This is a genomic window from Pontixanthobacter luteolus, assembly GCF_009828095.1.
GTDB classification, from domain to species: Bacteria; Pseudomonadota; Alphaproteobacteria; order Sphingomonadales; family Sphingomonadaceae; genus Pontixanthobacter; species Pontixanthobacter luteolus.
Genome location: NZ_WTYP01000001.1, coordinates 741,459 through 762,273 on the forward strand (window position 1 = coordinate 741,459; position 20,815 = coordinate 762,273).

The window sequence follows — 20,815 nt, forward strand, 5'->3', positions numbered from 1 at the left end:
GCTTTAGACCGATTGCCTTGACTGGCAAGCGCGGGCATGAAGGCACAAACATATTTGGAGAGGATGCTTATGTTGGGAGCCATGCAGGACTGGACCATGCGGATCACACACGTGATCGATCACGCTGCGCGTGAGGCAGGGGACCGCGAAATCGTGTCGCGTTGGGCAGATGGCAGCGAGACGCGAACGAACTGGTCCGCTGTCCGCACCGATGCGTTGAAGATGGCGCAGGCGCTGCAAGCGCTCGGCCTGCAAAAGGGTGACAAGGTCGCCAGCATGGCGATGAACCATTCGCGCCACCTGGTCAGCTGGTACGGCGTCGCCGGAATGGGCGGCGTGCTGCACACGGTAAATCCGCGTTTGTTCGACGACCAGCTGGAATACATCGTCAATCACGCCGAAGATAAAGTGCTGATCTACGATGCAGCGTTCCAGCCCATTGTCGACCGGATGAAGGATCGCTGGACCACCGTCGAACATTACATCTGCTTTGATTCAGGTGAACATGCCCCGGCTTTTGAAGACTGGATCGCAGAGCAGGACGGCGATTTCCAATGGGTCATGGGTGATGAACGCGACCCGTGCATGATCTGTTACACCAGCGGGACAACCGGCAACCCCAAGGGTGTGCAGTATGAACACCGCTCGACAACCCTTCACGCACTCGCAGGCCTGCAACCCTCGACCTTCAATTTCAGCGCGTCTTCGGTGATGCTGCCGGTCGTGCCGATGTTCCACGCGGCCAGCTGGGGTCTGCCCTATGCCGGCGCAATGGCAGGGATCAAATTCGTGTTCTCTGCCGTAAACGATCCGGCTGTGCTGCATGAATTGATGGAACGCGAAGGGGTGACCGACAGCGCCGGTGTGCCGACCGTGTGGCTGGCCCATTTCCAGTATTGCGATGCGCAGGGGATCGATCTGCCAAAATTGAAAGCGGCCACGATTGGCGGTTCTGCCTGTCCGCGCTTCATGATCGAACGGCTGATGAAGAACGGCACCCGCGTGCAGCATGCATGGGGGATGACCGAGACCAGCCCGATCGGTACGGTTGGCGGCCCGACGCATGATTGGGACCAGCTGACTTTCGACGAGAAGGTCGACAAGACCGCGATGCAGGGCCGCCCGATTTTCGGCGTGGAACTGCGTACGGTGGATCTGGACGACACGACCACCGAATTGCCGCGCGACGGGAAGACTTCTGGTGCGCTGCAAATTCGCGGCCCGTGGGTTGTAAAGCGCTATTATAAGGCGGAAGAAGACGCGGCGAGCCCTGAGGGCTGGTTCGACACCGGCGATGTGGGCATCATCCATCCGGACGGAACGCTGCAACTGACCGACCGCACCAAGGACGTGATCAAGTCCGGCGGTGAATGGATCAGCTCGGTCGAGCTTGAAAACGCCGCCGTTGGCCATCCCGACGTTGCCGAGGCCGCCTGTATCGGTATGCCGCATCCGAAATGGGATGAACGGCCAGTGCTGTTCGTGGTCCGCAATAGCGGCTCTGACGTTTCGGCCGACGACATCCTCGGGCATCTGGAGGGGCAGATCGCCAAATGGTGGATGCCCGATGCGATCGAATTCGTGGACGATATCCCGCACACCGCAACCGGCAAGATCAGCAAGAAAGACCTGCGTGACCGCTTCAGCGATTACAAACTGGCCGACGCTTGACGCGTGAGTAAGCTTATCCTGTTGAACAAGCCGTTCGGTGTGCTTTCGCAGTTCACCGGCGGCAAGGATGGCGTGGATGACACGCTGGCGCATCTGGTCGATGTGCCGGACGTGTATCCGGCGGGGCGGCTGGACAAGGAGAGCGAAGGGTTGCTGCTGCTGACTGATGACGGGCGGCTGCAGGCACGTATCGCAGAGCCGCGATACCGGGTGGAAAAAACCTATCTCGCGCAGGTGGAGGGGGAGCCTGACGAGGCGGCTCTTGCGGCTCTGCGAAGCGGGGTCATGCTGAAAGACGGGATGACAAAGCCGGCAAAGGTGGAGCGGATTGATCCGCCAATTCTGTGGGACCGCGACCCGCCAATCCGGGTGCGCAAGAATGTCCCCGACAGCTGGATATCGCTGACCATCTCGGAAGGCAGGAACCGCCAGGTCCGGCGGATGACAGCGGCTGCAGGATTGCCTACGCTGCGTCTTGTCCGTTGGAGCGTTCGCGAATGGACCGTCGAGGGTCTCGCCCCCGGCGAATGGCGTGAATTGCAGGTTTGAGGAGACCCGACATGGCACATTACATCGACCCCACCAAAACCGGCTTTCAGGCATTCAAGGAACTGGCGCGGGATGAGCCGATCGAAATGCTCAACCTGCTGCTGTTTCGCGAAAAGGCGGAATATCCTGAAGGTCACGAACATGCGGGGAAAGGCTGGTCGGGCCGCCGTGCTTATGAGGAATATGGCAAGACCAGCGGTCCGATATTTCGCCGGGTCGGCGGCAGCATCGTCTGGCGGGGCACATTTCAGGCGATGGTGACAGGCCCTGAAAGCCGTGAATGGCACGACGGATTTGTTGCGCGCTACCCCAACAGCGCCGCCTTCTTCGAAATGATCAAGGACCCGGAATATCAGCTGGCGGTAGCAAACCGCACGGCGGCACTCGTCGACAGCCGCCTGATCCGCTTCAAACCAGGCACAGCGGGTGAGGGGTTCGGGTGACGAGTGAAGTCGCTTCGCAGTAACGCGTAACCGCAACCCTCAAAGCAACCGCATCTGTCCGCCGGTTTCCGGCCGTCTGAAAGCGGAGCAGTCCAGTTCCAGTTTGGCGCCGCTGATGCCAGCCTTCTTGCAGGCAATGCGAAAGCGGGTGCGTAGCAGGTCAGCCCATACGCCGCTGGGTTTCATCCGGGTAAAGAATTCGGGATCGTTATCGCGGCCTGCGCCGTTCTTGGAGCGGATCGAGCGGACGATGCTCATCACTTTGCCCGCGCGGTCGGGGTAATGCACACCGAGCCATTCGCGGAACAGCGGAGCGACCTCGTGCGGCAAACGCAGCGGTATCCAGCCGGCCGACTGGACACCCAGCGATCCTGCGCGTTCGATGATGCTTTCCATGAATTCGTCGGTGATTGCCGGGATGACCGGGCTTACCGAACAATGGGTTGGCACGCCCGCCTGTTCAAGCGTGCCGAGGGCCGCCAGCCGTTTCATGGGGGCCGCCGCGCGAGGTTCCAGCAGGCCGGACAGTTTCGGGTCAAGAGAGGTCACCGAAATCGACACTGCCACCAGCTTGTGCCGCGCCATTTCGGCCAGAATGTCCAGATCGCGCAACACTCGGTCGCTTTTGGTCGTGATCGTCACCGGATGCCGCGCGTCGAGGCAGATTTCCAGCACCTCCCGTGTGATCCGGTACCTGTTTTCGATCGGTTGGTAGGGATCGGTGTTAGTCCCCATCGCGATCCATTGCGGCTTGTATCTGGGCTTTGCCAAAGTTTCCCTTAGCAGCCTGGCCGCATCGGGTTTGGCAAACAGTCTGGTTTCGAAATCCAGACCCGGCGACAGGTCGTGATAGGCGTGGGTAGGGCGGGCAAAGCAATACACGCAGCCGTGCTCGCAGCCGCGATAGGCGTTGATCGACCGGTCGAAGGGAATGTCGGGCGAACTGTTGAAGCTGAGGATCGTCTTGGGAAATTCCTCGGTCACGGTGGTGCGCAGCTTTACCGGCGGCCCGTCGAGCGTCTCCACCGCGTCGCGCCAGTCACCGTCGGTTTCGCGCTGTGCCAGACCGAACCGCTGCGGGACGAGCGCCGATTGCGCACCTCTGCCTTTGGTGTATTCCATTACTGGAACATACAGAGAACAAAGCGGGTTGTCGATCTGGATCAGTCAAAGCGCGGTCGAATGTCCGCTCTCAGGCATTTGCTCAAAATCAGCGATTGGCCAGTGATGGGGTGGTTTTGCGACTGTCCAGTTTTGGAATTAAACACGGAGAAAGCAGACGCTATCGCACTCAGACTGTTATGACTGCAAACGACCCAAGATCAGCCATGAGCTCCCGTCACTTTGATTGCCAAGATCGGCCGCAGTTTGCGTTGCCTCCTTAAGATGACCGCGTTGCAGGGCTAAACTGCTGGCTGAACATTCTTGCGCAGCGGCACGTTCCAGTCGTTGAGCGTTGCCGCGCGCCAGGTCCATTCCAGCGGCCCGTAGCGGAATTGGGTATACCACCAATGCGCGAACAAGATCTGCAAACCGAAGAAGACGATGGCGAGCACGATTCGCGTTTGCGTGTCCCACACCTCGGCCATTCCCAGACCGAACTGATAGAGGATGGGAACGGCGACAAAGGAATGCGCGACATAAAGCGTGAGTGTCATCCGGCCGGGCCCCCTGAACAGGCCAACAATCGACTGCATTGGAGAATTCCACAGGAGCGCCAGAAGTCCGATCTGCGCCGTTATGGCGCTGATCCCTATCCACTGGAAGAGGATTGCGCGCTCGGTAAAGGATCCGATCGCAAACTCTGCGCCTGATGGTGATCCAGGCACCATCGGCTTCACGATGAAGTCGAGGATCGCGAAGATGGTGCCGCCAATCAGAAGCAGTCCAAGGGCGATCGCGCGGTCCTTCGCGATGCGGGCAAAGAAACCTGTCCGCTGAATGACGACGCCAACGGCAAACAGTCCGGCAATCTCGCTTACCCTGCCAAACGACCAGTTTATCGACCACTTCACGAGGTTACCCTCTGTCGCATTCGCCTTAATGATTTCTCCCAAGCTGCCGGTCCTGAGGGTATCCCATAGGTAGGAGTTAGCAAAATAGGGCTCTGACCCGGCAAAGGCATTGCCCCAATTGGCCAGCATCCACTGGATAAGCAGCGGGATTTGCAAGAAAAACAGGACTGCAATGACCAGCAGTGCGAAGTTGCTGCGAACTCTGTCCAGCGGAATGAGCAGAAGACCAAGAAAGGCGAGCAACCGGAGTATCTCAGACGCATACAGCAGCGAGTGAATGAAGCCGATTGCCATGAGAAGCAGCAATCGCCACGCGAAACGGCCGGTGAAATCGACGCCGCGTCCGCGCTGGTTGCCCATGATTGTTGCGAAGCTGAACCCGAAAAGCAACGCGAATATCGCGAAAGCCTTGCTCCCGAAAAGGAAGAAAATGGCCTGCCCCCACGGATCGTCAGTCCCTCGCGAAAGGCCGACACTATATGCTTCAGCCGCGTGCACCATGAGTAAGCCGAACAAGGCGAAGCCTCGAAGGGCATCGACAAACTCAATGCGTTCAGGCCGAACATGTGCGTTGCTTGCGCCGTTCATTGAAATTCCCCCACCTCGGATGTTCGGCGCGACCCGGATGGAATAGGAACTGCGTAGTCTTGTTTGTCAATGTGAGGCTCCGGAAAACTGCGTCCGCATTGATTGCCTTAAGTTGCTAGAGCAAATCGTCCGCCCCGGCCCAATTTCTGATAGTCACCGAATTGTGGGAGATTTAATGCATGGCGGAAACATCTTTACCTGCCCTCCAAGGAGCAATCGTATGGACAAGATCAATCGCCGCCTGATGCTGGGCGGCCTGGGAATGGTCGGAGCAGGTGTGGCAGGTGCGGTACGCGCACAATCGACCGGGCAGAGAAATGGGGTTTCCGCCAATACCGCGCCATCAGGGCCCGAACCCAGCGCGAGACACCGGCTGCGGTTCGCTGTTATTGGGCTCGACCATCCGCATATCTACTCGATGACAGACGCGCTGATCCGCGGCGGCGGCACGCTTGTCGCGGTGCATACGAGCGACTCGCGGCAATTGGCGCGCTATCTCGCCCGCTATGGCGACGTGAAAGTTGCACGCACTGAAGCCGAGGTTCTCGACGACGAGAGCGTGCAGCTCGTGGCCAGCGCTTCTATTCCCCAGCTTCGCGCGCCGCTTGGCATTCGTGTGATGCGCGCGGGAAAAGACTTTCTTTCGGACAAACCGGGGATCACCAGCCTTGCCCAGCTGGCCGAAGTGCGCCGTACGATCGCTGCGACCGGGCGCAAGTTTGCCATCATGTACTCGGAACGGCTTGAAGTGCGCGCTGCGGTCAAGGCGGGGGAACTGGTTCGTGCCGGTGCGATCGGGCGGGTGATCCAGACAATCAACATCGCCCCACACCGAATGAGCGCGCCCAACCGGCCCGAATGGTTCTGGGATGTGGGAAATTATGGCGGCATCCTGACCGACATCGGCAGCCATCAGGCCGATCAATTCCTGTTCTACACCGGCTCCACCGAAGCGCACGTCGTGGCGTCGCAAGTCGGCAATCTGGACACTCCCGACCATCCCAATTTCCAGGATTTCGGGGATATGACACTGAGCGGCAATGGTGGGACCGGCTATGTCAGGGTTGACTGGTTCACGCCTGACGGCCTGCCGACGTGGGGCGACGGGCGCTTGTTCATCCTGGGCACCGAAGGTTACATTGAACTGCGCAAGTACGTCGACATTCAGGGCCGCCCGGGTGGCGATCACCTCTTGCTGGCTGACCGCAAGGGCACAAGCTACATCGATTGCAGCAATGTGCCGCTCCCGTTCGGCCCGCAATTCGTTTCGGACGTGGTTGAGCGGACACAGGACGCTCAAAATCAGGCTCAGGCCCTGCTTGCCGCCGAACTGGTGCTCACCGCTCAGGCCAAGGCAAGCAAACTCGTCAATGGGCCGCGTCCGGTACTTCAGGGCGGATAAAGTGCAGTCAGGCATCAGATGCAATTTCTGTGACGGCAATAGGGCGGTATAGCGGTATCTTGGGGCGAGAAATCGCACATGCTCTATCTCCCTTCCACGACCGCTTTCACTCCCAATTCACGACAAAAGCAGGAAGCACGAACCGCGTCCGCTTTTGGGAGGCAAGATGAAAAGCGTTAACGACCGCAATCGGGTCGTTAGCGGTTGGTCCGCTCTGGGCACATCGTTAGCGCGGCAGATCAGTCACGTTCTGGGTGGTGAGCGGACGTTGGACAAGGTCAGGTCTTGGTGCGCTTGGTAACGAGCAATTCTGCTGATCTTTGACCAGCAAGGGCCTTCAAAGTAAGCCCAGACGGAGTTGGCTCAAAGGACTGCACGATCAATTTGGTTGCTTGCAGTTCTTCATCGGTCAGGCCCTGCTCGAACTCCTTGAGCCACCGGCGTTGATTGGCACTTCCGTCCGTCCGACTGATAAAAATCCGAAAATAGGCAGCGACCTTCACTGGGTCTTTGGTCACTCCTTCGGCACCATTATGGATTGATGCGTATGTGGCAATCGCGTCAGTCCAACCTTGGTCAACCGCTCTTTCTAGCCAAACAACCGCAGATTCAAAGTCGCCCCTACGGGCAAGCAATGAAGCCACATCTTGTTGAGCGAGCGCATATCCCGCTTCTGCTGCGACCATCTTATGTTGCAGTGCCAAATCGAGGTCATCGTCGACGAGGCCGTAACCTTGTCCGTCGTAATAGCAGCCGAGCTTGTATGCCGCTAACGGATCACCCAAATCGGTGGCCTTTCGAAAATACTCTAGCGCCTTCTCGCGGTCTTTTTTGACCCCGGAGCCAGTGTGAAAAGCCATACCCAAATGATAGATCGCTTCCGCATTTTCTTGGCTAGCGAGCAATTTTAGATCTGAAATAAGGGCGCCCTGAGATTGCGCGTTTCCGCAACTTGGGAGTGCCGCCAAGGCAAGTGAAAGTCCCAAAAACGCTGTTCTCATATCGACACCTAACCATTGAACGTTCAATAGAAACTATCGAAGAAGCTGAACGCCCGCAATCGGGTCGTTAGCCGAATGTCTGCTTTTGGCGCGACAGCAGTATAGGCGGTCGGTATTCTAGCCGGCGGCGGCACAAGGGCATACGTCGCCAGATTTGCGGAAAGCGGACGCTGCTTGCATGAGCCACATTTATCTTTGCCAGATGCCTTAATTCATCCATAAACGGCATATGCCGAAGAAGCAGGCGCATAACATGGTGTTACGGCGGTTGGGCCAGAGCCTGCGTGAGCAAGACTGGTTCGCGGCTGGCATTGAGTTTTTCATAGTCATTGTTGGTGTGTTTCTTGGCCTCCAGGCAGCCAACTGGAATGAGGAGCGGCTCGCACGCGAAGATGAAAGAGCCATCATAGAACGCTTGCACGAAGAGACCGGCAATCTACTCGAGGCTGTTCGGGCCGAAGGTGCTGGCTTGCAATCACATGCTGACGATTTGGTGAGCGCGCAGCCCATGTTGTTTTCAGCCGAGCCCGAACGAGCGTTGACGCAGGACGAGTGCCTTGCGATCCTGTCATCTCATGTTTATCGCAAGCCTCTCGACGAGCTTCCTATCCTGGATGAGTTACTGTCGACTGGCCGATTTGACCGGCTGCAGAACAGCGATCTAAAGCAATTACTGCGCGCCTATATACAGTTTCGTGATCGCGAGCGCGGGACCCATGAAGAGCGGACCAATGAGTTGTTTCGTCTCTACAGCCGCTATCCAGATCTTGTCCGTGTAGGGGTCACCGCAATCGGCAATGAACAGGGGGCGTCGGGCCGTTTCGAGCTGCTGAGCGCGAACGATTATAGATGGAACCAAAGCTGTGACGCCAGGGCAATGCGGCAAAGCCAGCCGTTCCTGAACGATCTTTTCGACAATATGGCACGCAGCGGCAATGTCCTGATTGCTAACAAAAAGCGGGAAACGATGCTGATACAACTGAGCGAACGCTTGAGCGATTTGCTGAATTCCTGACCCGCCTATCGCTTGGATCTGCGATGCGAGGCCGATGCGGGGCGGGACGAGCGCGGATTGCGCGCCTCTAGCTCTGACCCGATTCCTCTCCTGTTCGGCCATGCGAGCAAACGTGGAGCATGACAATTGAACCGAGGGCCCGGAAAATTCCGGTCAATCGAGCAACCCGATGGAGCGAAGGCGATTTTCTTCCTTGTTGCGCGATATTTCTAGAGTGAGTTCGCGCGATTGCGCCAGCGGCGGATGGTGGCCGACGGCTGAGATTGCATCCTGCGGTCCACGGGTGTCGAGCCAGGTCATGGCTTGGGGAAGGGTTTCTGCTGCCTCGCGCACCAGTTCGCGGCAGGCAGCTTCATCCTCTATGATCAGGGTATAATCGAACCCGCCAAGAGTGGCCCTGAATTTTTCGCCACTCAACCGCCACATATCGATCATCCGGCTGACGGATGCGCGGTTGTCGAACGGCAGGTGCAGCATCTGGATTTCTTCGGTCGGTATCCGCTGCTCGTCCCAGTGAGTGAGCGGACCGTTCCTGCACCAGCCGACCGTGTAGCCGAAGCTTCCGCCATATTTAGCCGTCTGAATATCGAAGAAATGGATTTCCGTATCGGTGATGCGTTTGAATGCCGGGTATTTCCCTTCAAAGCCGTATTTCGCCAGTTCGGGTTCGATAATCTCGCGAATGGCCTTGCGCACAAATTTGTTGGAAGGGCGCTTAGCCATGGTCAGACCTCTTGAAGGCGGGGCATCAGGTCGACAAAATTGCAGGGGCGGTTGCGGCTGTCGAGCTGCTCTTGCAAAATGCCGTCCCAGCCGTCTTTTACTGCGCCGTTGGATCCGGGCAGGGCAAAGACATAGGTCCCGCGCGCTACGACGGCGCAGGCCCGGCTTTGAATGGTGCTGGTGCCGATTGTCTTGAAGCTCAGCCAGCGGAACAGCTCACCGAACCCGGGAATATCCTTGCCGCCAATGCGCTGCAGTGCCTCGGGCGTGACATCGCGCCCGGTCAGGCCGGTGCCGCCAGTGGTCACGATTGCATCGATTGCCGGATCATCGATCCAGTTTTCGATTGCGCGAACCAGCGTATCGGCATCGTCTTTGACGATAGTGCGCTGGGCCAGATTATGGCCTGCGTCTGCTATCCGCTGTGCAAGAATATCACCCGAAGTGTCATCGGCTTCGGTGCGCGTGTCGGACACCGTCAGCAGCGCGATATTGACGGGTTTGAAAACCAGGCTTTCGTCGACCGCCATCGTGCGCGGTCAGTTTGAAGAGCTGAGGCGGACCCCGGTGCTGCCCGACAGTTCCGGGAAGGTGGGCCACATTCCCTGTGCCAGCGCCTTGCGCGTTTCGGATGCGCCGCCAGCCTGGCGTTCGTACATCCAGTAATTGCGCATCACGATCGAGACATAGCCGCGTGTCTCCCAGTAAGGGATGCTTTCCATGTAAAGCAGTGCATCGCCCTGATCGCGGATTTCGCTGTTCCACCGCGTGACCGGGGTGAGACCCGCATTATACGCAGCCATGATTTTCGGCAGCAGCCCCTGTGTGGCGCTGCTATCGCGCAACATGGCGAGGTGTTCCTGCCCGAACGCGAGGTTGATTGCCGGTTTTGACAGGTCGCGCGCATCGCCGCGCACGCCCAGCTTCGCCCGGTGATCGCGGGCTGCGGCCGGCATGATCTGCATCAGGCCGCGCGCCCCGGCAGGGCTGACTACTGCCGGGCGGAAATTGGATTCCTGCAGCGTGTGTGCATAGGCAAGTGCGGGGTCGACTTTCCAGCCATTCACCGGCTGCCAGCGCGGCGCGGGATATCTTAGCGCGGGCTCTGCACTGGCACCGCGCGGCGCATTGTGTGCCATCCACAGCTGCGTCGAGGGAACCCCGAGCTCACGTGCAAGCCGCGACAGGGCACCGTATTGCGAGGCATCGCCAATGCGAGCCTGATGCCGCAGCACTTCGTCGGCCAGATTGTCCTCGCCGATCTCTGCCAGCGCGACTGCGGTGCGGACATTCGCCTCCCCGCGAAGGCGCTGCCAGTCCTGCAGGTCGAAATCGGCGTCGGAGTGCGATTTGGGCAGGGCCTGACCTAATTGTTCAAGCGCCAGCATCCCGTACAGGGTTTCATCGAGGCGCGCTGCTGCGCGCAGCTGCTCGGTGGCTTTTTCCGGTGCGCGGCACCGCACCAATGCCCGGCTGCCCCAATATCGCGCAGCGGCGGTCAATTCCTGATTGGTCGAACCGATCGCGGCCCGTTCGAAAGACGCTGCCGCCGTCTCGCAATCATTCAGACGCCATGCCGCAAGTCCGGCTACCCAATTGCCTTCTGCAACCCACGGGCCGCTGGCATCGTTCACCGTCAAGGCCATGGCGAGAGCGGATGGGTCGTTATTCTCGATGTAATAGCTGAACGCCACACGCTGGCGCCATTCGGCACGGGCAGCACTGCTGAGCGAGGCGTCGATCCCGTCGAGCAGTTGCCGTGCACCGTCAGGATCGTCGTTCTTGATCCGATCAAGAATGCCCGCGCGGATCGAACCGGGCATTGTGCCATCGTCTATCGAACGTGGGCGGATCCTCTTGGAAGAATAAGGCTGGCGCGCAAAGCTTTGTTCGCGGGGGAGATTGTATGTCGCGTTTAGCCCGCGTTTCTCGCCCAGCTTGGTCAGTTGTTCTGCCTGAGGCAGGTAATTGCCGCTCGATAGCCAGTTGGAAATCTGTTCCGCCTCGACGCGCGGGCTGTTGGCATGGAGGTAATATTCTGCCTTTGCGACATCGTGCAGCGGACCGTCTGTGCGTTCTGCCAGCAAGGCATCGACGCGCGACCAGCGCTCATCATCAATCGCCGCGAACAGTTCGCGGTAATATTGCCGGTCGCTGTTACTGAGCAGTTCGGGAACATTGCTCGATGCGGCGCGCGCCCGGAAATATTCAGCTGCGCTGCTGTTGGCGAGCGCCGGGGCTGCAGCCCCGCAAGCGGTTGCAGCGGCGGCCAGTGCCAATGCCGTACGAAGTTTGCCGAAATCTTTCACGTCAACCATCCGTCCATTCGAGCCAGCGTTGCCAGAACCTCTGCCTGCGCGGTGCCGACCGCAGCAATTCGGGCAGGGACCCGACACCCAATACAGGGATGCTGTCACCGTCATGGTTGAAATTGTGTAAAAGAGCAGCGCCTTGCGCCGTATCGTTGCCAAGAAGCGGTGGAATGTTGCGCCCGAAGGTCAGAATCCGTTTCGGCGCGACCAGTCCGACGTGATGCGCGAGCAATTCGCCGATGCCAGAACCGCGTAACCCGTCCCAATCGGGCATGGGCGTGTGGCGCCGCAGAACCGATCCGATGTAGACTTCATCCCGCGCAATCCCGGCAGCGCGGAGCATGCCCGTAATCAAGCGGCCTTGCGGACCGGACAGCAGGCTTTCGCTGTCATTTTCCTCCGGCTCGGCAACGATCACCATCAGCTCCGGCTTCGCGGAACCGCTGGGCGAGACTGGCGGATAGGCGCCGCCATCGTCGATCGACGGGTGGAAGGCGAACCATTGCTGGAAAGCTGGGAGTTCGGCCGGCCAAGAATTTTTGTCGCCCCCGATTTTCTTCGGCGGGGGCGGGGCAGGTGCCTGTTTTCGTGGTCTGGCCGGCTTGTTCTGGGCGCTGCCTTCTGCGGTTTCGGACTGGTTTTCAGTCAGCCACTCCGTAGCGTCATCGCCATAGTCATTGTCGACGCCGGCCTCTCTCCACCAATCGAGAGCGGCGGCAAATTCTTCGGCCAGAGTGGCACCGGATGGCGAAGGTTCAGCGTGGTCCATTTCTAGTCCGGGTCTTGACCTGCCTCGCCGCACTATTCAAGGGTTTCCGCACGTTTTGACACCACTGTACACGCGCAATTTGCGCAGAAGGACATAGACGGAATGAGCACCGAAACCACTGCCGAACCAATTGAGCGGGAATCGATGCCATGCGACGTAGTAATCGTCGGCGGCGGAGTAGCAGGTCTGGCGGCGGCAATCCGCCTTAAGCAGATCAACGAGGACCTCGAAGTTGTCGTCCTTGAAAAAGGGTCGGAAATCGGCGCGCACATCCTGTCAGGCGCGGTGGTCGATCCCAAGTCGCTGGATGAACTGATCCCCGAATGGCGCGACATGGATTGCCCGATGGCGGAAACGCCGGTGACAGATAATTGGCACTGGGTTCTCACCAAGGGCAAAAGCTATTCGATGCCGCACATCATGATGCCGCCGTTCATGTCGAACGATGGCTGCTACACCGGGTCGCTTGGCAGCCTGACCCGCTGGCTCGGCGAACAGGCCGAAGGCATGGGAGTGATGGTATTCCCTGGCTTCCCCGCAGCAGAGGTGATGTTCGACGACAATGGCGCGGTGCGCGGTGTCATCACGCAGGATATGGGCGTTGCGGAAGATGGTTCGCACAAGGGCGATTTCCAGCCCGGTATGGAAATCGAGGCAAAATACACTCTGTTTGCTGAGGGTGTTCGCGGCAATCTGACAAAACAGATGAAGGCAAAATTCGACCTCGAGGCGGATTGTCAGCCGCAGGTCTACGGCCTCGGCATCAAGGAATTGTGGGATATCGATCCTGCCAAACACGTACCGGGCCGCGTGATCCATACGCAGGGCTGGCCGCTGTCCGAAAGCGAGAGCTGGGGTGGGGGCTTCCTCTACCACCAGGCGAACGGTCAGGTGGCGCTCGGCTTTGTCACTGCGCTTGATTACAAGAACCCGTATGTCTCGCCATTCCAGGAATTCCAGCGATGGAAAACCCATCCGGCGATCCGTGAATATCTCGAAGGCGGCAAGCGTGTCGCCTACGGGGCCCGCGCGATTAATGAAGGCGGTTGGCAGTCCGTGCCAAAGCTTGCATTCCCGGGCGGCGCGCTGATCGGATGTGCCGCCGGTTTCGTAAACGTCCCCCGGATCAAGGGCAGCCATACCGCCATGAAGAGCGGGATGCTGGCGGCAGAAGCCGCCGCACAGGCAATCGCGGGCGGGGCAGAGAAGACCGAACTGGCCGATTACGACGCGAATGTGCGTGACAGCTGGATCGCCAAGGAATTGAAACTGGTGCAGAACGCCCAGCCAGCGGTCGCCAAGTTCGGCGGCGATTTTGGCACTGTAATTGCCGGTATCGATATGTGGATGCGCCAACTCAAAATCGGCTTGCCGATTTCGATGAAGCACGAACCGGATTATGAAATGACCGGCCGTGCGGACCTGTATCAGCCGATCAACTATCCCAAGCCCGATGGTGAAATCAGCTTCGACCGCCTGACCTCTGTCGCGTTCAGCTATACCAATCACGCAGAAGACCAGCCCAACCACCTGAAGGTGAAGGACTGGGAACTGCAGAAGGAAAGCGAGCTGAAAGTCTATGGAGGTCCGTCGACCCGTTATTGCCCGGCTGGGGTTTACGAGTGGCTGGAAGACGAGGGTACAGGCGAGATGAAATTCCAGATCAACAGCCAGAACTGCGTCCACTGCAAGACCTGCGATATCAAGGACCCGAACCAGAACATCAACTGGACCACGCCTGAAGGCGGCGGCGGACCGAACTATCCGAATATGTAAGCCGGTCGCTTGGCCGTAACCGAAACAGCCTATGCCAAGATCAACCTCGCGCTGCATGTTCGCAGGCGGCGCGAGGATGGTTATCATGAGCTTGAGACACTGTTCGCATTTGTCGATGCGGGTGATGTTCTGACGGCCAGACCGGCTGATCGGGACGAGTTGAAAGTGGTTGGCGAGTTTGGCGGCCAGCTGACTGATCCGTTTGGGAATATCGTTGCCAAGGCCTTGGGCGTTTTGCCCCGGCCAGGCGGTCTCGACATTACGATGGAAAAGAACCTGCCAGTCGCGGCGGGATTGGGCGGCGGATCGGCCGATGCTGGCGCAGTGTTCCGGATCGTGCGCGAATTGCACGGATTGCCCGATGATTGGCAGACGCGCGCGGCGAAGCTTGGCGCGGACGTCCCGGCCTGTGTCGAGAGCGTGACCTGTATCGGTCGCGGAACCGGCACTGAACTGGAACCGGTCGAAAGCGATCTGACGGGAACGCCTGTCTTGCTCGTCAATCCGCGTGTTCCGCTTGCCACCGGCCCAGTGTTCAACGCGTGGGATGGTGAGGACCGCGGCCCGATGCCGCTTGGCACGGTATCCGATATTGCCCAGCAAGGCCGCAATGATCTTGAGGAGCCAGCGGTCCGGCTGTGTCCGCCAATCGCCGAAGTCCTGACTTCGCTTGCCGGAACAGACGCGTTTCTGAGCCGTATGTCTGGTTCAGGGGCCACGTGTTTTGCACTATACCGACATCATGACGCCATGCGTGAAGCCGCAGAAAAGCTGGCTTCTGATTATCCGCAGTGGTGGCAAATGTCCGGCAATTTAAGGTAGGGTATTCCAGCAATGATGATCGACGATCTTCCATATCGCCGCGTAGGCGAGCCGAAAGTTGGCGGCATCGTGTGCGTTGCCGATCATGCTTCCGCTTATGTGCCAGACGATATTGAGCTGGGCGTTGCACCCGAACTGCTGAAAACGCACATTGCGTACGATATCGGGACCGACGGGATCGCCGACCGCATGGGCCGCCGCCACGGGATTGCCGCGCATATCGCCACGGTCAGCCGGCTGGTGTGCGATCTCCACCGCACAGAAGATTCGCCCGCAGTGCTGCCGACATCCAGCGACGGCCACCTGATACCCGGAAATATTGGCGCAAACCTGGATTCCCGGCTGGAGCGTTTTCACCGGCCTTACCACGAGGCGCTGGCCCAGTGGCTCGATGATGCAAATCCTGAACTTATCGTTGCCTTGCATAGCTTTACGCCGAAACTTGAAAGCAAGATTGAGGACCGCCCGTGGGAAGTCGGGTTGCTCTACAATCAGGATGACAGCGCCGCACGCCACGCGATCCGCCTGTTCGGGGAGGAAGGACTGACCGTCGGCGATAATGAACCGTATTCCGGCAAGGAACTGAACGCGACGATGGACCGTCACGCAGAGGCGCATGGCCGCAAATACATTACTGTCGAAATTCGTCAGGACCTTATCAGCACAAAGGCTGAACAGGCCCGCTGGGCGGGGCTGATTACCGACGTAGCCAACCGTGTAGCGCTGGCTCTCAAGGCAGAGGGCTGACACCGACTTCGCCAAGCACGCACGAGCTGCGTTCTGATCCTCCGCCAAGCCGATATGGCTCTGGCGCAAGAAATTCTGTTTCGTATCGGACTTCTGCTGGGTTAGGTTAGCTGGCAAGGCGTCTGGAAACAGACCAAACCCGTCGGAGCCCAAAATGCCAGCCTATAGATCCCGCACTACCACACACGGCCGCAACATGGCCGGCGCGCGCGGATTATGGCGTGCGACCGGCATGAAAGACGGCGATTTCGGGAAGCCGATCATCGCGGTTGTGAACAGCTTTACACAGTTTGTCCCCGGACATGTCCACCTCAAGGATCTGGGCCAGATGGTCGCGCGCGAAATTGAGGAAGCGGGCGGTGTTGCCAAGGAATTCAATACGATAGCGGTCGATGATGGCATTGCGATGGGGCACGACGGAATGCTGTATTCACTGCCGAGCCGCGACCTGATCGCTGACAGCGTGGAATATATGGTCAACGCGCACTGCGCCGATGCGATGGTGTGCATTTCCAATTGCGACAAGATCACGCCGGGTATGCTCAACGCAGCGATGCGGCTGAATATTCCCGCGGTGTTCGTTTCCGGCGGACCAATGGAAGCGGGCAAGGTCGTGTTGAACGGCAAGACCAAGGCGCTCGATCTGGTCGACGCGATGGTTGCGGCGGCTGACGAAAGTTACTCGGACGAGCAAGTGACCGAGATCGAGCGTTCGGCGTGCCCGACCTGCGGTTCGTGCTCGGGCATGTTTACCGCCAATTCGATGAACTGCCTGACAGAGGCGCTGGGCCTTTCGCTGCCCGGCAACGGTTCAACGCTGGCGACCCATGCTGACCGCAAGAGCCTGTTCCTGCGGGCTGGGCGGCTGATCGTGACGCTGGCGAAACGGTATTACGAGGAGGACGATAAAAGCGTCCTGCCGCGCTCCATCGCCAGCTTCTCTGCGTTTGAAAACGCCATGTCGCTGGACATCGCGATGGGCGGATCGACCAACACCGTCCTGCACCTGCTGGCCGCAGCGCACGAGGCAGGCGTCGATTTCACGATGGAAGACATCGACCGGCTCAGCCGCCGCGTTCCTTGCCTGTCAAAAGTCGCACCGGCCAAGGACGATGTTCATATGGAGGATGTCCACCGCGCTGGCGGGATCATGTCGATTCTGGGCGAACTTGAGAAAGCCGGGCTGCTCAACACCGCGTTGCCAACCGTTCACAGCCCGACACTGGCCGACGCGCTGGACGATTGGGACATCGGCCGCACACAGAACAACAAGGTGCGCGAATTCTTTGCCGCTGCGCCCGGCGGCGTGCCGACGCAAACCGCCTTCAGCCAGAGCAACCGCTGGCCCGATCTCGATACAGACCGCGAGAACGGCGTCATCCGCAGCGCAGAACATGCTTTCAGCAAGGATGGCGGACTGGCTGTGCTGTCGGGCAATGTCGCGCTCGACGGGTGCATCGTGAAAACCGCCGGCGTTGATGAAAGCATTCTGACATTCTCAGGCCCGGCGAAGGTTTATGAGAGCCAGGATGATGCGGTATCGGCAATCCTGACCGGTCAGGTGGTCGAAGGCGACGTGGTGGTTATCCGGTACGAGGGGCCACGCGGCGGGCCGGGGATGCAGGAAATGCTTTACCCGACCAGCTATCTCAAATCGAAGGGGCTGGGCGCTGCTTGTGCATTGCTGACCGATGGCCGTTTTTCAGGCGGCACATCGGGCCTGTCGATTGGCCATGTGTCGCCCGAGGCAGCGGAAGGCGGGGCGATCGGCCTGGTAGAGGAAGGGGATACGATCGAAATCGACATCCCCAACCGGACCATCAAACTGGCAGTCTCCGATGCTGAACTTCAAAGCCGCCGGGAAACCATGGAAGCCAAGGGTGACGAAGCATGGCAACCGGTAAAGCCGCGCCAACGGGCCGTGTCGCAGGCGCTTCAGGCCTATGCCGCAATGACGACCAGCGCAGCGCGCGGTGCTGTGCGCGACGTTTCCCAGTTGAAGCGGAAATAATCGCGGGTGCGGGGCCGTATTCCTTCTGCCGCCGTGCTGTTGTCGCTGGCCTCTGCCTGCTCCCCCGCTGCCGAGCAGCCTCAGGCGGAAGACGGCGCACAAATGATCGAATGCGCGCTTGGTGAAGGCAGCAATTTCGGCCCGGACTGCCTCGTTGAACGCGCTGAAACAGACGGCAAACGGTTGCTGATCGTCAGGCATCCGACGGGTGGATTCCGGCGTTTTGAACAGACAGACGACGGCCGCGGCATGGCAGAGGTGGACGGCGCCGATACTTCAATCCGCAGGATCGATGGTGAGATGCTGGAACTGACTGTCGCAGAAGATCGCTACCGTTTTCCGGTCCGGTTAAGGGGCGTCCAGTCGAGGGGCATGGATGGCAGCGCCGAATAACCAGATACTCACCGTCGCTCAGATGCAGGCGGCGGAACAGGCGCTGATTGCCGGCGGCACTTCGGTCGATGCACTTATGCAAATTGCCGGTCAGGGTGCGGCCGAATGGATATGGCGTATCGCAGCAGGGCGCAGCGTGACCGTATTGTGCGGGCCGGGCAATAATGGCGGCGATGGCTACGTTATCGCCGAAACGTTGCGCCGGCGGGGCCTGAATGTTCAGGTCGTCGCTCCAAAGCCGCCGTCAACCGATGCGGCGAAGAATGCGCGTCAGGCGTGGCAATTGCCGGTTGCCAGTTCTGGCAAGGGTGTGGACGGCGCGATCCTGGTGGATTGCCTGTTCGGTTCCGGATTGTCGCGCCCGCTGTCTCCCGAGCTTGCACTGCTTTTGCGCGATCTCGCTGGACGGCATGCCTACCGTGTTGCGATCGATTTGCCGTCGGGTGTTTCCAGCGACGATGGAAAGGCGCTTAACGATCACCTCCCGGAATATGACCTCAGCCTGTCGCTCGGGGCATGGAAATACGCGCACTGGACGATGCCCGCTTGTGCCAGAATGGGGGCGCGGCGTCTGGTGCCGATTGGTGTGTCCTCTGTGCCCGGTGCAGCAACGCTGATTGATCGGCCTGATCTCGGTCCACCTGCCAGCGACGCACACAAATATCGGAGAGGCCTTTGCACTGTCATTGGCGGAGAGATGCCTGGGGCGGCGGTACTCGCGTGCATTTCGGCGATGAGGGGCGGGGCTGGTTATACAAAACTGCTATCCGAAAGTACCGATACTCAGTTGCCGCCTGATCTCGTCCGCGATGCGTCACCGCTATCGGAGGCGGTTTCGGACCACCGGATTGGCGCATTGCTGGCGGGGCCGGGCCTTGGCCGCAGCGATGATGCAGCAAATCGCCTTCGTACGGCGCTGCAGGCGGGATTGAGAACAGTTCTCGATGCCGATGCTCTGATGCTTCTGCAACCAGACATGTTGGGCAAGGACGGCACTTATATTGCCACGCCGCATGATGGCGAACTGGACAGGCTGTGCCACAGCTTTGCCGTTGTGGCGTCATCCAAGAAAGACCGGGCTGGTGCATTAGCCCGGGCAAGCGGCATGGTGGTTATTGCTAAGGGGCCGGACACGCTGGTTGTCGCCCCCGATGGACGGATTGCGCTGGCACGCCCTGCAAGCAGCTGGCTCTCTGTTGCCGGATCTGGCGACGTCCTTGCAGGGATTGCGGCAAGCCGGCTTGCCGCCGGACGAAACCCGTTTGATGCCGCGTGCGAGGCGGTGTGGCTGCACGGTGAGGCGGCAAGGCTGGCGGGCGGCCCGTTTACCGCGACAGAGCTTGCCGGGAAGGTGGCATCGGCCTACGCGGCCTGCCTGTGAACGAAACAACAACCCAGATTATTCGAATCGCCGCAAAAGGCGATGGCGTCACGGCGGATGGCAGGCATGTGCCCGGTACTGCGCCTGGCGACCTCGTTACCTCTGACGGCAGCATTGAGCGCGGCCCGCATCATGTGGAGCCGCCCTGCCGCCACTTCGGCAATTGCGGTGGCTGCGAACTCCAGCAACTGGATGAAGCCAGCCTGACCGACTTTGCGACTTCGCGCGTGGCCAACGCAGCGGAGGGGCAGGGCATCATAGTTGGTGAGTTGCTGCCCACGCATCTGTCGCCGCCGAAAAGCCGCCGCCGCGCGGCCCTGCATGGATTGAACGCCAAGGGGAGACCGCAGATCGGTTTCCGCGAGGCAGGCTCTCACCGGGTGGTTGGCCTCAGCGAATGTCACATTCTGACCGAGCCGCTGTTCGCGGTCGTCGAAGCGCTGCGAGCAGTGCTGGCGCGGCGCAAGGGCCGCTACGCAATCGATATCGAATTGACGCAAGCTGATCAGGGCGTCGATTGTTCGATCAAGAACCTGACCATTGAGGGTCTGCAAGAGACCGAAGCAATTCTGGATTTTGCGCGCGACCATAAACTTGCGCGGCTGACCCTTGATCAGGGATACGGACCTGAGACCTTGTGGGAACCGGAACCCGTCACGGTAACGCTTTCCGGCGTTCCGGTTGCTTTCCCGAGCGGCGGATTTCTGCAGGCCACGGCTGATGGAGAGAAAGTACTCGTCTCTGACGCGAGAGAGTGGCTGCGCGGAGCATCGACGGTTGCCGACCTGTTCTCGGGCCTGGGGACCTTTGCTTTTGCCCTGTCCGCGAATTCAAAGGTATTGGCGGCCGAGGCGTCTCGCGACACCCATATGGCGTGCCAGATGGCGGCAAGATCCAGCGGCCGCCCGGTTCATGCCATTCACCGCGACCTGTTCCGCAATCCGTTGCAAGTGGATGAACTGAACCGGTTCGCCGGTATCCTGCTCGATCCGCCGCGGGCCGGGGCGCGCGACCAAGCCGATCTGATCGCGCAAAGCGAAGTCGAGCGTGTGGTCTATATCAGCTGCAACCCGTCAAGCTGGGCCCGCGATGCAAAACGCCTGATCGAGGGCGGTTACCGGCTGGAAAAACTGCGGCCAGTGGGGCAATTCCGCTGGTCGACCCATGTGGAGCTGGCCAGCCTGTTCGTGCGCTAGC

At 59.6% G+C, this 20,815-nt stretch carries 19 protein-coding genes; 12 read left to right on the top strand and 7 right to left on the bottom strand.

Annotated elements, in window-relative coordinates:
- The first annotated feature begins 69 nt into the window (after positions 1-69).
- The 3 genes from GRI43_RS03565 to GRI43_RS03575 are packed head-to-tail and all read left to right on the top strand — an operon-like array spanning position 70 to position 2,663.
- Entirely contained in the window at positions 70-1,671 is a 1,602-nt protein-coding gene (locus GRI43_RS03565) for a long-chain fatty acid--CoA ligase (RefSeq protein WP_202391643.1), read from the top strand.
- A 3-nt stretch (positions 1,672-1,674) separates the two neighbouring features.
- The gene (locus GRI43_RS03570) at positions 1,675-2,220 is read left to right on the top strand and encodes a pseudouridine synthase (protein ID WP_160729702.1); all 546 of its coding nucleotides are present in this window, start codon (positions 1,675-1,677) and stop codon (positions 2,218-2,220) included.
- Positions 2,221-2,231: 11 nt separating this feature from the next.
- Complete coding sequence (locus GRI43_RS03575; RefSeq protein ID WP_160729703.1) at positions 2,232-2,663, top strand: DUF1330 domain-containing protein; 432 nt, start codon at positions 2,232-2,234, stop codon at positions 2,661-2,663.
- A 39-nt stretch (positions 2,664-2,702) separates the two neighbouring features.
- On the opposite strand, the gene GRI43_RS03580 is transcribed toward GRI43_RS03575, so the two are convergent.
- Complete coding sequence (locus tag GRI43_RS03580) at positions 2,703-3,785, bottom strand: PA0069 family radical SAM protein (protein ID WP_160729704.1); 1,083 nt, start codon at positions 3,783-3,785, stop codon at positions 2,703-2,705.
- 281 nt (positions 3,786-4,066) lie between these two features.
- Positions 4,067-5,266: a DUF418 domain-containing protein gene (locus GRI43_RS03585; protein ID WP_160729705.1), complete on the bottom strand. Its 1,200-nt coding sequence runs from the start codon at positions 5,264-5,266 to the stop codon at positions 4,067-4,069.
- Positions 5,267-5,486: 220 nt separating this feature from the next.
- Between GRI43_RS03585 and GRI43_RS03590 the strand changes: the two genes are divergently transcribed.
- Positions 5,487-6,668 carry a Gfo/Idh/MocA family protein gene (locus tag GRI43_RS03590; protein ID WP_160729706.1) on the top strand — a complete coding sequence of 394 codons (1,182 nt, stop codon included), beginning with the start codon at positions 5,487-5,489 and terminating at the stop codon, positions 6,666-6,668.
- Between the two features lie 278 nt (positions 6,669-6,946).
- Here the strand turns inward: GRI43_RS03590 and GRI43_RS03595 are convergent, their stop codons facing one another.
- Positions 6,947-7,669, bottom strand: coding sequence for a tetratricopeptide repeat protein (locus GRI43_RS03595; protein ID WP_160729707.1), 723 nt, complete (start codon positions 7,667-7,669; stop codon positions 6,947-6,949).
- A 229-nt stretch (positions 7,670-7,898) separates the two neighbouring features.
- Here GRI43_RS03595 and GRI43_RS03600 point away from each other — a divergent pair, with 229 nt between their 5' ends.
- Positions 7,899-8,684, top strand: coding sequence for a hypothetical protein (locus GRI43_RS03600; protein WP_160729708.1), 786 nt, complete (start codon positions 7,899-7,901; stop codon positions 8,682-8,684).
- A gap of 153 nt (positions 8,685-8,837) precedes the next feature.
- On the opposite strand, the gene GRI43_RS03605 is transcribed toward GRI43_RS03600, so the two are convergent.
- From GRI43_RS03605 to GRI43_RS03620, 4 genes are read right to left on the bottom strand one after another with little or no spacing between them, the layout of a single operon-like run.
- Positions 8,838-9,407, bottom strand: coding sequence for a DUF4304 domain-containing protein (locus GRI43_RS03605; RefSeq protein ID WP_160729709.1), 570 nt, complete (start codon positions 9,405-9,407; stop codon positions 8,838-8,840).
- Between the two features lie 2 nt (positions 9,408-9,409).
- The gene (moaB, locus tag GRI43_RS03610; RefSeq protein WP_160729710.1) at positions 9,410-9,937 is read right to left on the bottom strand and encodes a molybdenum cofactor biosynthesis protein B; all 528 of its coding nucleotides are present in this window, start codon (positions 9,935-9,937) and stop codon (positions 9,410-9,412) included.
- A gap of 9 nt (positions 9,938-9,946) precedes the next feature.
- Positions 9,947-11,725, bottom strand: coding sequence for a lytic transglycosylase domain-containing protein (locus tag GRI43_RS03615; protein ID WP_160729711.1), 1,779 nt, complete (start codon positions 11,723-11,725; stop codon positions 9,947-9,949).
- Complete coding sequence (locus tag GRI43_RS03620) at positions 11,718-12,488, bottom strand: uracil-DNA glycosylase family protein (RefSeq protein ID WP_160729712.1); 771 nt, start codon at positions 12,486-12,488, stop codon at positions 11,718-11,720. The genes GRI43_RS03615 and GRI43_RS03620 overlap by 8 nt, the downstream gene beginning before the upstream one ends.
- Before the next feature lie 102 nt (positions 12,489-12,590).
- Here GRI43_RS03620 and GRI43_RS03625 point away from each other — a divergent pair, with 102 nt between their 5' ends.
- The 7 genes from GRI43_RS03625 (at position 12,591) to GRI43_RS03655 (ending at position 20,814) form a co-directional block, all read left to right on the top strand.
- Complete coding sequence (locus tag GRI43_RS03625; protein WP_235903596.1) at positions 12,591-14,264, top strand: electron transfer flavoprotein-ubiquinone oxidoreductase; 1,674 nt, start codon at positions 12,591-12,593, stop codon at positions 14,262-14,264.
- Positions 14,265-14,273: 9 nt separating this feature from the next.
- A complete protein-coding gene (locus GRI43_RS03630) occupies positions 14,274-15,086 on the top strand; it encodes a 4-(cytidine 5'-diphospho)-2-C-methyl-D-erythritol kinase (RefSeq protein WP_160729713.1) in 813 nt (270 codons plus the stop codon).
- A 15-nt stretch (positions 15,087-15,101) separates the two neighbouring features.
- Positions 15,102-15,833, top strand: coding sequence for an N-formylglutamate amidohydrolase (locus GRI43_RS03635; RefSeq protein WP_160730619.1), 732 nt, complete (start codon positions 15,102-15,104; stop codon positions 15,831-15,833).
- A 154-nt stretch (positions 15,834-15,987) separates the two neighbouring features.
- Positions 15,988-17,844 carry a dihydroxy-acid dehydratase gene (ilvD, locus tag GRI43_RS03640; RefSeq protein ID WP_160729714.1) on the top strand — a complete coding sequence of 619 codons (1,857 nt, stop codon included), beginning with the start codon at positions 15,988-15,990 and terminating at the stop codon, positions 17,842-17,844.
- 6 nt (positions 17,845-17,850) lie between these two features.
- Complete coding sequence (locus GRI43_RS03645) at positions 17,851-18,237, top strand: hypothetical protein (protein ID WP_160729715.1); 387 nt, start codon at positions 17,851-17,853, stop codon at positions 18,235-18,237.
- Positions 18,221-19,618: an NAD(P)H-hydrate dehydratase gene (locus tag GRI43_RS03650; protein WP_160729716.1), complete on the top strand. Its 1,398-nt coding sequence runs from the start codon at positions 18,221-18,223 to the stop codon at positions 19,616-19,618. Before GRI43_RS03645 ends, GRI43_RS03650 begins: the two co-directional genes overlap by 17 nt.
- A complete protein-coding gene (locus GRI43_RS03655) occupies positions 19,615-20,814 on the top strand; it encodes a class I SAM-dependent RNA methyltransferase (protein WP_160729717.1) in 1,200 nt (399 codons plus the stop codon). The genes GRI43_RS03650 and GRI43_RS03655 overlap by 4 nt, the downstream gene beginning before the upstream one ends.
- Position 20,815: the final 1 nt, after the last annotated feature.

Coding starts and splice junctions, on each gene's coding strand:
- GRI43_RS03565 (WP_202391643.1), top strand. CDS start 70: ATGTTGGGAGCCATGCAGGACTGGACCATGCGGATCACACACGTGATC.
- GRI43_RS03575 (WP_160729703.1), top strand. CDS start 2,232: ATGGCACATTACATCGACCCCACCAAAACCGGCTTTCAGGCATTCAAG.
- GRI43_RS03580 (WP_160729704.1), bottom strand. CDS start 3,785: ATGGAATACACCAAAGGCAGAGGTGCGCAATCGGCGCTCGTCCCGCAG.
- GRI43_RS03585 (WP_160729705.1), bottom strand. CDS start 5,266: ATGAACGGCGCAAGCAACGCACATGTTCGGCCTGAACGCATTGAGTTT.
- GRI43_RS03590 (WP_160729706.1), top strand. CDS start 5,487: ATGGACAAGATCAATCGCCGCCTGATGCTGGGCGGCCTGGGAATGGTC.
- GRI43_RS03595 (WP_160729707.1), bottom strand. CDS start 7,669: ATGAGAACAGCGTTTTTGGGACTTTCACTTGCCTTGGCGGCACTCCCA.
- GRI43_RS03600 (WP_160729708.1), top strand. CDS start 7,899: ATGCCGAAGAAGCAGGCGCATAACATGGTGTTACGGCGGTTGGGCCAG.
- GRI43_RS03605 (WP_160729709.1), bottom strand. CDS start 9,407: ATGGCTAAGCGCCCTTCCAACAAATTTGTGCGCAAGGCCATTCGCGAG.
- moaB (WP_160729710.1), bottom strand. CDS start 9,937: ATGGCGGTCGACGAAAGCCTGGTTTTCAAACCCGTCAATATCGCGCTG.
- GRI43_RS03615 (WP_160729711.1), bottom strand. CDS start 11,725: ATGGTTGACGTGAAAGATTTCGGCAAACTTCGTACGGCATTGGCACTG.
- GRI43_RS03620 (WP_160729712.1), bottom strand. CDS start 12,488: ATGGACCACGCTGAACCTTCGCCATCCGGTGCCACTCTGGCCGAAGAA.
- GRI43_RS03625 (WP_235903596.1), top strand. CDS start 12,591: ATGAGCACCGAAACCACTGCCGAACCAATTGAGCGGGAATCGATGCCA.
- GRI43_RS03635 (WP_160730619.1), top strand. CDS start 15,102: ATGATCGACGATCTTCCATATCGCCGCGTAGGCGAGCCGAAAGTTGGC.
- ilvD (WP_160729714.1), top strand. CDS start 15,988: ATGCCAGCCTATAGATCCCGCACTACCACACACGGCCGCAACATGGCC.
- GRI43_RS03650 (WP_160729716.1), top strand. CDS start 18,221: ATGGCAGCGCCGAATAACCAGATACTCACCGTCGCTCAGATGCAGGCG.